A 12,348-nucleotide genomic window follows, 5' to 3' on the forward strand; every position below is an offset into this window, starting at 1 on the left:
CTTTTAAAAATTTAAATATTAGTATTACTAATCTATTTTTTGAACTTTAATAGATTCTTTATGAGTACCTCTTCTATCACTCAGGTGAATGATGTACTGCCCTGATGAATAAGTGCTAAGATCAATTTCATGTAAGCTTCTGCCCAACACTGTTAGCTGGTCTGCACTTCCGGTATTAAGTTTTCGGCCACTGATATCGAACAATTCTATTAAAATCTCCAACTCTTTATCAGAACTCAATTCCAATATTACTTTTTGGGAAGTAGGGTTTGGGTAGGCAGTGATATTCATATTCTGCACAACGCGCTCAATACCCACATTGAGTTCTTCCGGTGCGGGCTGTTGAAAGCCCTGGGTTAAAATGATATCGGCTCCTGTAAGCGTTGATGTTGCCACTTCGCCCACTGTTGAGGAAAGTGAGAGACCGCCCGTTTCAGCATATGCACCATAGCTTGAAACTACTTGTCTTTCAATGCTTTGCCCATAGGCTAAAGTGATTCCAAGACATAGAATTGTTGTGAATATCCGTTTCATGACTATTTGTTTTTAAGGTTTTCAAATTCTGCTTTCAATGCATCAAGTTCATCCTGTAGCAAATCAATTGCTTTTTGTTGCTGGCCAATCACTTCCTGCTGCTCCTGAATGGCTTTAATGGCCAATACACCAAATCCGGAATAGTTCATGTGATAAATAAATTCACTTTGATTTTCATCGGTATAATCTTTTGAAACAATTTCGGGAAAATAGCGCTCCACATCCTGAGCGATAAAACCGATATGTAGCTTTTGATTTTCATCTTCTTTGTAGTTATATGTTTTGGGGTTGAGGTGTAGTACTTTGTTCAAAACAGAAGATATAGGCTGGATATTAGCTTTTAGATTTCTGTCTGATGTAGCACTGTATGCCCCAGTAGTTGCATTAAAATTACCGCGTTCTACCCCGCCATTTATTAAAGCCAGCCTGCTATTTCCAACATCACTAAAACCGTATATCTGCCAGTCAGAAGTTGAAAACTCATGGTCGATGGTCAGTCCGCCACCGGCAGCAAAACCTTCACTGTATTTGAGGTGCAATTTGGTTTGAGGTGTATCAGTGCCGACTCCCACTCTTCCTTCTGTATAAAACACATTGGCTGTGTCAGATTTCCAGGGACCGGAGGCATACATGGCGTAAGGTACACTGAGCAATTCATTGCTGCCCAAATTTTCAAATCCATTCCCAGCATCTACTTCTACCTGCAATTCTTTGCTACCTCTGCTCCAGTCTATAGCTGAAAAACCGAGTGTGTCTATAGTACCGATTTTTAGATTGATTAAGCCGAACGCATTGCTTATTACGCCCGAATGTGTTTCTTCAAACTCAATATTGCCATTACTTAAAATTGTAAAATGCAAATCCACAGTATCGTTGGCCAGAATTTCAACACTGTCGCTTCGCAATACAGCCTGGTAATTGAATGCCTGAGGTGCTTGAGCCATAGCTGATTGCACTATTAGGCAAGTCATTACTAATAGAATAAAAATGCTGTTTTGAATATTCATGCTTAATAGGGTTTATAGATAAGAATACGAATAGTAATGATTTTTTGAAGAATTATACAAATTAAGCCATAAAAAACATTTTTCAAAACACAAAAAACCCCGAAACACAAAAAAGTATTCCGGGGTTAAACTTGTTTTATGCAATATTTTTCTTATTTCATAGAAATCATTGCATACTGCAGATTAAAGAATTCTGGGCTCAGCTCATACTATTCTATCTTTTGCACCTTGATAGATTCCGCAGTGCCTTTTTCTTTCTCGCTCAAATGGATAATGTAATGTCCAGAAGCATAGGCACTTAAATCAATTTCATGAACACTATGGCCAAGAACGGTTACCTGATCGGCATTTCCATGTCTCAACTGTTTTCCATTGATATCGAACAAGCGCACAAATATTTCCATTTCCTTGTTTGAGTTCAATTCCAGAATGACTTTCTGTGTAGTAGGATTTGGAAATGCACTTATGTTCAAATCATTGATTACGCGTTCAATTCCAACGGTGTCATCTATATCGCTGGGCTGTTGGAAGCCCTGGGTCAGAATAATATCGGCTTGCTCTAATGTAGCGGTAGCAACTTCTCCCACAGTGGAAGAAAGAGCCAAAGCACCGCTTTCTTCATAAGAGCCGTATGGCGATACCACTTGCCTTTCGATGCTTTGACCGAAAAGCAGTGTTACGCTAAAACTTAGAATAATACTGTATATCGATTTCATAATTACTTGTTTTTGAGGTTTTGAATTTCCGCTTTCATAGCGTTTAGTTCACTTTCTAAATCCTGTATAGTTGCTTGTTGTTCTTGCATACCTTTAATCAATAAAGGAACAAATTCACCATAGCTGATACCCAGTACTTCTACATCCTGTTTTTCAACTTTACCGGTTTCTTGATTGTAATCCCAGTCATACTGGTTCACAGCTTCAGGATATACTTTCAGTACTTCCTGAGCAATGAGGCCATTTTTGACTTCATCTCCTGGTGAATCCTTGTAAATGTAACTTACAGGGTTTAATTGCATGATATCATTCAATCCGTAGTTCAATGCATTGATATTCTTTTTAACATTTTTGTCGGAAAAGGTTACAAAATCGGTTGCTACAACTTCATCCCATCTATCATCCATATTGTTATTTCCAATGTCAAAATTGTTGACACCGGATTCTTCAACAATATCAGCACCAACTGCTAAACTATAGGAACCTGTTCCTTTTCTAAATAGTGTTGGTCCGTCAGCGAATTCTACAGAATCTAAAATGGCCCATCCATTTACGTCTAATCTGCCAGCTGGTGAAGATGTCCCGATACCAACATTGCCAGTTCCATTTTCAATGGTAAACACATCGGTACCATCATCCCGAATGGTCAAGTTTTCAGATGAAGACATATATAAATACCAGTCTTCATTGGTTCCTTGAGATGAGGTCATTCGAATTCCATCATTTAAGCCAGTTCCAGTTGCCAGAATATGGAGAGGAGCATTAGGAGCGCTGGTACCAATACCAACATTTCCACTGTCGTAATAAATATCAGAACCACTTGTGCTCCAATTGCTTCCGCCACCAGCACCGGCCGCAGGCACCCAATCTGTCCCATCAAATTGTAAGAAATCTCCATTGCTTGCTCCTGATGCATCTACATCATCAAGGTCGTTAAGCTCCATGCTCATTGCAGGGGCTGTTCCGGCTCGCAATGCATAAGGCACACTTAAGAGTTCGCTGGTGCCCAGATTTTTAAAGCCATCACCATCTAGGGCATCTACTTCTACCTGCAATTCTTTACTGCCAGTACTCCAATCGATGGCGGAAAAGTCACCGGGGTTTTGCGTACCAATTTGTAGATTGATCATGCCAAAAGCATTGGTAGTGACACCCGAATGGGTTTCGTCAAATTCTGCTGTACCGCTGCTTAATACGGTAAAGCGTACATCCACTGTTTCATTGGCTTGGATATCTCCGTTGCCATCCCGCAGCACACCTTGATAGTTCATGGCATCGGGAACTTGTGCCATAGCCATGGGCAGGCTTAAAATAATAATTAAAAAATTCAGAATAATCTTTTGAGTTTTCATAGTTGTATTGTTTGTTTTTAGGTTAAAAAATTCTATTAACAAATCTTAATTTAAAAAAATATTGCAGACTTCAAAATTATCTGCGCTTTTTTAATTGATTTACTTCGTCAATTAAGCTGTTTACCTGTGCTTTTAACTCATTTATAGACTCATCTTGTTTTTGAATAATTTCTTGTTGTTCTTGGATACCTGAAACCAGAACTGGAATGAATTCTGAATAGGAAACAGTAAGCAGATTTTCAGTTTCACCCCCATCATTGCCGTTAACTGTCACCACCTCTGGTAGTACATCCATGAGTTCTTGAGCGATAAAACCATAATATTTTTTTCCTGGCTCACTTTTATACTCATAGGTTTTTGCTTCTATACGAGTAAGCTTTTCTAAGCTGTTCTTATTTTCAAGTGCAGCGATATTCATTTTCAACCTCTCATCAGAACTTGCACTGTAATTCCCTGAAGTATTGTCAAAATTCCCTCTTAAACCACCATTGAAGTACAAACTTAGGTCACTTGTGCTCTGGGAAGAGTATAAAACCCATTGTGCATTATTGGATTCATTTTCTATTGCCAAACCTCCTCCACTTGCACCTGTAAATTGATTATGAGTTAAATGAAGGTTATAATCAATGTCGCTTGTTCCTATACCAACACGTCCATCCTCATCAATGCGCATGCGTTCATGTAAGCTATTTGAGCCCGAGAAGTTTACTCCTCTTGTAAGAAAGACTAGGTTGCCACTTGTACTTCCAGAGGTGTGGTTCATCTGTTGGCCGACAATCTTACCTGTAGAAGATACAGCGTTATTGCTTATTTTAGTTGCAAATGTTAAGCTTGTATAGGTTCCATCTGTTGTATTATTGTTCTGTATTACTAGGTTAACATCTGGATTATCAAAAGGACTTCCTGCTATATTCGTGCTAGATTCATTGCCTCTAAGGTGAAGTTTGGTGCTTGCAATATTACCAATTCCCACGTAACCACCATCATAATAAATATCAGAACCACTTTCTTCCCATTGTAAAATGTTACTGGGGGCAGTCCATTCTATACTGGAACCATTGCTGGTCAAGATATCATCACTACTGCCACTGACTCCACCAGTCAATAAATTTCCAGTGATATCAATGTCATCAGTTTCAAGACCGTCTTCAATTAATACGCCATCACCTCCGTGAAAATATCCACTGCGACCACTTCCACTATAGACCCAACCTTCAATGGCATCGCCTCCATTATCCGTTTGTGCTAAAACAGCAGTTTCATCTTCACTACTTGCAAATATTCCCTGATTACCAAGAGCTGCATCTATATATAGACCTGTTGGTGTTGTAGGCGTAGCAAACGAACTTTGACCTACGCCAATTCCAATTGCAGAACCATTTGTATTGGTTACCTCTACTGTCATTTCACTTGAAGAGGAGGCCGATTGAACAGATATAGCTGTTTGGCTTCCTCCATCTACTTCAAGAACATAGTTGGGAGAGGTAGTGCCAATGCCGACATTACCAGTGTTGTAATAAATATCAGAACCACTTTCTTGCCAATTACTAAAACCAGATGCACCGATAGTGGTCCAGTTGCTGCCGTCCCACTGCAAAACATCTCCATTGGTGGCGCCCATTTGATCCAATTTATTGGCTGTAATGGCCGCATCAGCTATGTTTGAAGTTTCAATTGCGTTGTTTCCGATATCGGGATCGGGATAAGTACCTGTTAAATCCCCACCGGCTGGCCCTGAAGGCGTTCCGCCACCTGCTCCGGAAGCTGGTGCCCAATTAGAACCATTCCATTGTAAATAATCTCCGCTTGTAGCTACTGAACTGCTAACATTGTTTAATTCCTCTAATGAAATATCAGCAGAAGCTGCTGTGCCAGCTCTTAATGCATAAGGTACACTCACTAAATTTCTGCTGCCTAAGTTTTCAAAGCCATTTCCGGCATCTACTTCTACCTGCAATTCCTTGTTGCCGATACTCCAGTCGATGGTAGAAAAATCACTTGTGTTTTGTGTACCAATTTGCAAATTGATCAATCCAAAAGCATTGGTGCTTACGCCTGAATGTGTTTCGGTAAATTCAGTAGTTCCGCTGCTTAAAATGCTAAAGCGCACATCTACCGTTTCATTGGCTTGAATGTCGCCATTGTCATCCCGCAGCACGCCCTGATAGTTCATGGCTTCGGGAACTTGTGCAAAAGAAGGGTTGAAAAATAAAAATAAGCAAGCAGTAATAACTGCATAAATAATATCACGCGTTTTCATAATGCTGTTTTTTGGTTTCAAAAGCAGCTTTATAATCACAAAAATTTCGCAGGGCACAAAATTAGAGCTTTAAAATATGTTAAGATTTGGATGGTTTAACCCGTAATATGCATTAGGAAATCCCTGCTTGCAACAGGCAAGTATTGCAGCATGAAATCACTTCAAAATCAGCATCTATTTTCAATTTCACCATCCCGATTGTTCGAGATGCTAAAATTTCCAAACAGCCTAATTTTACCTGACTGCCGACCGAGGCAGTTTGTGCTTTCAAGCTTCCTGCCCGACTAAAGTCATTCAGTCGGGCATGACAAAGTCCCAATGCATAAAACGGGTTTAATACAAAAACCTGGCGCGAATAGTGTGTTCAATATTGCGCAGTTCCTGTAGTAATTCAGATGATTGATCTCCCTGAAAATCGATTACCACATAGCCAATGGATTCGTTGGTTTTTAAATACTGACCTGCAATATTCACTTTATATTTGCTGAATACTTTGTTGATGGCAGAAAGTACGCCTGTTCTGTTTTTGTGTATGTGAAGAAGACGGGTTGTGTCTTTCTGAACGGGCAGGTTCAATTCAGGCACAGAATGGGAACCAACTGTAGAACCATTGTCCAGCAGATTGATCAGTTTATTGGAAACATCAAAACCGATATTGATCTGCGCCTCAATGGTAGAGCCACCAATATGCGGGGTGAGAATTACATTGGGCAGTTTTTGCAGTGGAGATACAAATGGATCGTAATTCGAACGGGGTTCCTCCGGAAACACATCAATTGCCGCACCTTTAATATGACCGGATTCCAGCAGCTCTTTCAGTGCATCAAGATCAACTACATTGCCGCGGCTCAGGTTTATAAATACTGCGTCTTTTTTGATTTTTTGCAGCAGTGGGGCGGTAACCATATCTTTTGTTTCCTCGGTTTGAGGTACATGTAAGGTCACAATATCTGATTGTTCAAAAAGGGTTTCAATTTCTTTAACCGGATCGGCATTGCCAAGTGGCAGCTTTGGCTCAATATCATAGTAAATCACATTCAAACCAAGCGATTCGGCCAGCACAGAAACTTGAGAGCCAATATGGCCGTAGCCAACAATACCAATGGTTTTTCCACGAAGTTCATAGCTTCTTTGGTTGTCTTTCATCCATTTACCGAGATGTGCGGCATGGTTGCGCTCAGGAATTCTCCTGATGAGCATAATGGACTCTGCAATAACCAACTCTGCAACGGAACGGGTATTGGAATAAGGACTATTGAAAACAGTAATTCCCAGTTCAGCAGCGGTGTCCAGATCAACCTGGTTGGTGCCAATGCAAAAACATCCTACGGCCAGCAGTTTATCCGCTTTTTCAAGTACTTCTTTAGTCACTTGGGTTTTAGAGCGAATTCCGAGAATATGAACGCCCTGAAGTTTGTCTATCAACTCCTCATCCTGTAGTGCTTTTTTGAGCAGTTCCACATTTTCATAGCTGGCAGCATTGAATTGTTCAACAGCTTTTGGATTAATGTTTTCCAGTAAAAGGATATTGATTTTTTCTTTAGGGTAAGAGAGTTGTTGTTCGGACATGTTGTATTGAATTAAGGCGGCAAATTTAACCTTAATTCAGCAAAGTTTACCCATCTCTGTTCAGAAAACGGTTTAGAATAATGACTGCACTCATCATGTCCAATCTACCTTTGTCCTGTCTTTTTTTTCTTTTTACCCCGGCTCTCAATAATTCCCGGGCTGCTTCTTTTGAGGAATAACTTTCATCTTGCAAATGCACCGGAATTTCTGGAAATACTTTTTTCAGGCGATTGACAAATGCTTCTACAAGTGGAGTGGCATCAGTTGCTGTTTCATCTAATGAGAGTGGATATCCAATTACAAATGCTTCTATCTCTTCATTTTTCAAATATTTCTGTAAATAAGCTTCAACATCTTTGGAATGTAGGGCGCACAGAGGGGTGACAATTATTTTTAAAGGGTCGGTAGTTGCTATACCAACCCTTTTGCTACCGTAATCAAATGCTACTATTCTTCCCATTTTTCTTTGTGTAGATAGAAATGAATTTAAGATTTCACATCCTTAAAGACCTCTTTCAGCTCAACTTTCAAATCAGGGAATATCACAGATTGAAGTGTTTCTGATTCTATTCGAGGTCGGTAGATTTTGTATTTTCCGTCTTCCAGTACATTGAGGATTACTGAGCGGTTTTCTGGCGAAACGATCCAATATTCACGCACGCCATATTCCTCATACAACTCAAACTTATCTTTTTGATCCCTGCCCTGTGTAGAAGGTGAAAGAATTTCCACTACTAGATCAGGAGCACCTACACAGCCGAAATCTTTTAATTTACTTTCATCGCATACCACGCAAAGGTCTGGCTCTACAATATTCTTTGTTTTCTTGTAATGTTGCCCGGGCTTTACCAGGTAAACATCAACAGGTGCAAAGAATAGTTCGCAAGGAGTATTTGTAAAAAAAACTTCTAAGTTCATCAAAAATTTCTTTGCTATTCTTTGATGATTAATTGTAGGTGCAGGACTCATCTTGAAAATCTTGCCGCGAATTAATTCTGCAAATTCCTCCATTTTCCATTGCAAATAATCTGCAGCGGTATAGGTGCCACTCAGGTCGGGTTCGTTGACGGTGTCGGGTGTGTGTTCTTTATATTCTTTCATGCCTATTCAAACATTACATTTTTGAAAACCTCTTTCAATTCAACTTTCAATTCAGGAAAAATAACGGATTGAAGTGTTTCGGGCTCTGTGCAGGGGCGTAAGGGTCTGTATTTTCCATTATCTAGCACGCTCAGGATTACCGAGCGGTTTTCTGGCGAAACGATCCAATACTCCCTTACGCCATACTCCTCGTAGAGTTCAAATTTATCCTTTTGATCCCTGTTACGGGTCGAGGGAGAAAGGATTTCCACTATAAGATCGGGCGCCCCCACGCAGCCAATCTTTCTGATTTTTTGTTCATTGCATATTACACAGAAATCAGGTTCAACAATGTTTTTGGACTTTTTGTAATCTTGATTGGGTTTTACCAAATAGACATCAAAGGGGGCAGAAAAAAACCTACAATCTTTTTTTTCAAAATAATTACCCATTCGTAAAGTCAGTTTTGAAGAAACTTCCTGATGATCACTGGAAGGTGCAGGGCTCATCTTAAAAATATTACCTCGGATCAGCTCCGCAAATTCCTCCATTTTCCATTGCAGGTAATCCGCAGCAGTGTAAGTACCGCTCAGGTCGGGTTCGTTGACGGTGTCGGGCGTATGTTCTTTATATTCTTTCATACTGAGTTACTTATATTTCACATCCTTAAAAACCTCTTTCAGCTCAACTTTCAAATCAGGGAATATCACAGATTGAAGTGTTTCTGATTCTATTCGCGGCCGTAAGGTTTTGTATTTTCCATCTTCCAATACATTGAGGATCACCGAACGGTTTTCTGGCGAAACGATCCAGTATTCACGCACGCCATATTCCTCATACAACTCAAATTTATCTTTTTGGTCCCTGCCCTGTGTAGAAGGGGAAAGAATTTCAACTACCAGATCGGGAGCGCCTACACAACCGAAATCTTTCAGTTTGCTATCATCACATACCACGCAAAGATCTGGCTCAACTATGTTCTTTGTTTTCTTGTAATGTTGCTCTGTTTTCACAAGATACACATCGAAAGGAGGATGAAACAATTCACACTTTTTAGAAAAATAGGGCAAGAATACTCTCAAAATCTCCCTTGAAATATTTTGGTGATACCTTGAAGGAGCAGGACTCATCTTAAAAATCTTACCGCGGATCAGCTCTGCAAATTCCTCCATTTTCCATTGCAGGTAATCAGCAGCGGTATAGGTGCCACTCAGGTCGGGTTCGTTTACCGTATCGGGTCTGTTGTCTTTATGTGCTTTATAATTTTTCATACCTATTCAAACATTACATTTTTGAAAACCTCTTTCAATTCAACTTTCAATTCAGGAAAAATAACGGATTGAAGTGTTTCGGATTCTACTCGGGGTCGTAAGGTTTTGTACTTTCCATTTTCCAAAACATTTAAAATTACAGAACGTGCTGTGATTGATACAATCCAATATTCTCTAACTCCATATTCCTCATAGAGTTCAAACTTGTCCTTTTGATCCTTAATATTAGTGTGAGGGGATAAAATTTCAATTATCAAATCGGGACTGCCAACGCAACCGAAGTTTTTTATTTTATCAGGATTGCACGTTATTGTAAGATCTGGTTCAACTATGTTTTGGGTTTCTTTGTAATCCTGTCCAGCTTTCACAAGATATATGTCTAAAGGACCGTGAAAGAATTCATATTTATTAATTTTAGCAAAATCATACAGATTAAGCAACAACTGGCCTAATACAGCTTGATGGTCGGTTGAAGGATTAGGCTTCATTTTATATACCTTTCCACGGATTAACTCGACCATATACCCCAAATCCCATTGCAGGTAATCCGCAGCGGTATAGGGGCCGCTCAGGTCGGGTTCGTTTACAGTATCGGGGCTGTGTTCTTTATCGGACATACACTAAATATAATAAAAATAGCATTATCAAAAAAGCCCGCTCTCAATCGAAAGCGGGCTTTTGAAAAAATTATAGAATCAAATCTTACAAACTGTAAGCATTGTCGTCAATCAATTTTGCGGCAATTTCCCTGCGCAAGGCTTTGGTATTTACAAATTCATATTTGGTGAATCTTTTGATACCCATCAACATCATCCGCAATTCATCGCCTTCTGCAAATGCTGTCAAAGCGTGTTTACCTGAAAGATTAATGCGCTCCAGTGCATCGCTGAAATAAACTTTAACAGCAGCAATCTGAGCAGAAACGGCTTCTTCTCCTTTGAGATTTGCCAATTTCTCAGTGCGCAACATGGCAGATTCGCAAGCATACAATTCTGTCAGCATATCGGCAATGTTCATCACTACTTCCTGCTCGTGCTTCATTTTTTGTTGCAGTTTCTGGAATGCAGCTCCGGCTGTCATCAAAATTGCTTTTCGAACATTCTCCAAAGCTTTTTTCTCAGCAGCAAAAAGTCCACTGTCATCATCTCCACCGAAATCTGGCACTGACATCAATTCTTTTTGCACAGCCATAGCAGGTGTCATAATATCCAGTTTTCCGTTCATGGCCCTACGAACGAGCATGTCAACGGTCAACATTCTGTTGATTTCGTTGGTACCTTCAAAAATACGATTGATACGCGCATCGCGGTAAGCCCTTGCTACAGGAGCTTCTTCTGAAAAGCCCATTCCGCCATAAATCTGAAGTGCTTCATCCACTACATAATCCAAAGTCTCAGAGCCGTAGAATTTAAGCATGGCACATTCAATAGCATATTCCTCGGCAGCTCCAAGAATTGAGTCTTCGTAGCTTTTTCCTTTTGCCAACAATTGTTCTTCTTTCTGCTGAATCAAATCACTGGTTCTATAGGTAATGGAATCCGTAACGTAAATTTTAATGGCCATTTCTGCCAATTTGTGCTTAATGGCGCCAAAATTGGAAATGGATTTGCCAAATTGCTCGCGCTCATTGCTGTAGTTAACAGCTACATCGAAAGCTTTTTTAGAACCACCCAATACACCGGCACACAATTTAAAGCGGCCAATATTCAGGATGTTAAAGGCAATTTTATGTCCTTTTCCAATTTCTCCCAAAACATTTTCCTTGGGCACTTTTACATTGTTGAAGAAAATCTGTCGGGTTGAAGATCCTTTGATCCCCATTTTATCCTCTTCTGCTCCTCTTGAAACACCTTCATAATCAGCATGAACAATAAAACCGGTGAACTTCTCGCCATCAATTTTGGCAAAAACCACAAATACATCTGCAAATCCACCATTGGTGATCCACATTTTTTGTCCGTTCATTACATAATGCTTGCCATCTTCTGACAATACAGCTTTGGTTTTGGCTGCCAATGCATCCGATCCTGAACCTGGCTCGGTCAAGCAATAAGCCGCTTTCAATTCGCCAGTGGCCAATTTTGGAAGATATTTTTCTTTTTGCTCTTTGTTTCCAAAATACAAAATGGGTAGAGTACCGATTCCAATATGTGCCCCCAATGAAACCGAGAACGAATGGGCTTTACCAAATTCCTCAATCAACACGGAATTGGAATTGAAATCGATGCCCATACCACCGTATTCTTCAGGTAGGGCAGTGCTCAATAAGCCCAATTCTGCTGCTTTATCCAGCAATGAAATCGTAAGGCCTTCTTCTTGTTTGTCAATTCTATCGAGATTGGGTAGGATTTCGCTGTTTACAAAATCTTTCACGGTTTGCCCGATCATTTGTTGCTCTTCGTTGAGGTCTTCCCTTATAAAGACATCCTCTGCCTTGGAAGGACGAATCAAGAATTCCCCTCCTTTAAGCAATTGGCTTTTTTCTGTAGCTACTTCGCTCATGTTTTATTTTTTCTTTTTGGTTAAAAAATCTCTCATTATGTCCCGATGCGCGATCGG

12 protein-coding genes are annotated in these 12,348 nt (G+C 40.0%); all 12 read right to left on the reverse strand.

The window, feature by feature from the left end:
* Positions 1-27: 27 nt before the first annotated feature.
* The 12 genes from WD048_05815 to WD048_05870 all read right to left on the reverse strand — a co-directional run bounded on the left by WD048_05815 (position 28) and on the right by WD048_05870 (position 12,291).
* A complete protein-coding gene (locus WD048_05815) occupies positions 28-534 on the reverse strand; it encodes a T9SS type A sorting domain-containing protein (GenBank protein MEX0811713.1) in 507 nt (168 codons plus the stop codon).
* A gap of 2 nt (positions 535-536) precedes the next feature.
* Positions 537-1,541, reverse strand: a complete 1,005-nt coding sequence (locus tag WD048_05820; GenBank protein MEX0811714.1) for a tail fiber domain-containing protein — start codon at positions 1,539-1,541, stop codon at positions 537-539.
* Between the two features lie 209 nt (positions 1,542-1,750).
* Positions 1,751-2,257, reverse strand: coding sequence for a T9SS type A sorting domain-containing protein (locus WD048_05825; protein ID MEX0811715.1), 507 nt, complete (start codon positions 2,255-2,257; stop codon positions 1,751-1,753).
* A 2-nt stretch (positions 2,258-2,259) separates the two neighbouring features.
* Complete coding sequence (locus tag WD048_05830; protein MEX0811716.1) at positions 2,260-3,609, reverse strand: tail fiber domain-containing protein; 1,350 nt, start codon at positions 3,607-3,609, stop codon at positions 2,260-2,262.
* A gap of 76 nt (positions 3,610-3,685) precedes the next feature.
* Positions 3,686-5,869 carry a tail fiber domain-containing protein gene (locus WD048_05835; GenBank protein ID MEX0811717.1) on the reverse strand — a complete coding sequence of 728 codons (2,184 nt, stop codon included), beginning with the start codon at positions 5,867-5,869 and terminating at the stop codon, positions 3,686-3,688.
* Positions 5,870-6,202: 333 nt separating this feature from the next.
* A complete protein-coding gene (serA, locus tag WD048_05840; GenBank protein MEX0811718.1) occupies positions 6,203-7,438 on the reverse strand; it encodes a phosphoglycerate dehydrogenase in 1,236 nt (411 codons plus the stop codon).
* Positions 7,439-7,484: 46 nt separating this feature from the next.
* Positions 7,485-7,898: a Holliday junction resolvase RuvX gene (gene ruvX, locus WD048_05845; GenBank protein ID MEX0811719.1), complete on the reverse strand. Its 414-nt coding sequence runs from the start codon at positions 7,896-7,898 to the stop codon at positions 7,485-7,487.
* A gap of 26 nt (positions 7,899-7,924) precedes the next feature.
* Positions 7,925-8,539, reverse strand: a complete 615-nt coding sequence (locus tag WD048_05850) for a Uma2 family endonuclease (protein ID MEX0811720.1) — start codon at positions 8,537-8,539, stop codon at positions 7,925-7,927.
* Between the two features lie 2 nt (positions 8,540-8,541).
* Positions 8,542-9,159, reverse strand: a complete 618-nt coding sequence (locus tag WD048_05855; GenBank protein ID MEX0811721.1) for a Uma2 family endonuclease — start codon at positions 9,157-9,159, stop codon at positions 8,542-8,544.
* 6 nt (positions 9,160-9,165) lie between these two features.
* Complete coding sequence (locus WD048_05860; protein MEX0811722.1) at positions 9,166-9,789, reverse strand: Uma2 family endonuclease; 624 nt, start codon at positions 9,787-9,789, stop codon at positions 9,166-9,168.
* Between the two features lie 2 nt (positions 9,790-9,791).
* Positions 9,792-10,406: a Uma2 family endonuclease gene (locus WD048_05865; protein MEX0811723.1), complete on the reverse strand. Its 615-nt coding sequence runs from the start codon at positions 10,404-10,406 to the stop codon at positions 9,792-9,794.
* An 85-nt stretch (positions 10,407-10,491) separates the two neighbouring features.
* A complete protein-coding gene (locus WD048_05870; GenBank protein MEX0811724.1) occupies positions 10,492-12,291 on the reverse strand; it encodes an acyl-CoA dehydrogenase family protein in 1,800 nt (599 codons plus the stop codon).
* Positions 12,292-12,348 lie beyond the last annotated feature (57 nt).

It is taken from the genome of Chitinophagales bacterium (assembly GCA_040877935.1).
Lineage (GTDB): Bacteria > Bacteroidota > Bacteroidia > Chitinophagales > CAIOSU01 > JBBDNB01.

What these genes read in the sequence shown, in the direction of transcription:
- WD048_05820 (MEX0811714.1), bottom strand. Translation starts at nt 1,541, where the DNA reads ATGAATATTCAAAACAGCATTTTTATTCTATTAGTAATGACTTGCCTA.
- WD048_05855 (MEX0811721.1), bottom strand. Translation starts at nt 9,159, where the DNA reads ATGAAAGAATATAAAGAACATACGCCCGACACCGTCAACGAACCCGAC.
- WD048_05830 (MEX0811716.1), bottom strand. Translation starts at nt 3,609, where the DNA reads ATGAAAACTCAAAAGATTATTCTGAATTTTTTAATTATTATTTTAAGC.
- WD048_05815 (MEX0811713.1), bottom strand. Translation starts at nt 534, where the DNA reads ATGAAACGGATATTCACAACAATTCTATGTCTTGGAATCACTTTAGCC.
- WD048_05860 (MEX0811722.1), bottom strand. Translation starts at nt 9,789, where the DNA reads ATGAAAAATTATAAAGCACATAAAGACAACAGACCCGATACGGTAAAC.
- serA (MEX0811718.1), bottom strand. Translation starts at nt 7,438, where the DNA reads ATGTCCGAACAACAACTCTCTTACCCTAAAGAAAAAATCAATATCCTT.
- WD048_05865 (MEX0811723.1), bottom strand. Translation starts at nt 10,406, where the DNA reads ATGTCCGATAAAGAACACAGCCCCGATACTGTAAACGAACCCGACCTG.
- ruvX (MEX0811719.1), bottom strand. Translation starts at nt 7,898, where the DNA reads ATGGGAAGAATAGTAGCATTTGATTACGGTAGCAAAAGGGTTGGTATA.
- WD048_05850 (MEX0811720.1), bottom strand. Translation starts at nt 8,539, where the DNA reads ATGAAAGAATATAAAGAACACACACCCGACACCGTCAACGAACCCGAC.
- WD048_05870 (MEX0811724.1), bottom strand. Translation starts at nt 12,291, where the DNA reads ATGAGCGAAGTAGCTACAGAAAAAAGCCAATTGCTTAAAGGAGGGGAA.
- WD048_05835 (MEX0811717.1), bottom strand. Translation starts at nt 5,869, where the DNA reads ATGAAAACGCGTGATATTATTTATGCAGTTATTACTGCTTGCTTATTT.
- WD048_05825 (MEX0811715.1), bottom strand. Translation starts at nt 2,257, where the DNA reads ATGAAATCGATATACAGTATTATTCTAAGTTTTAGCGTAACACTGCTT.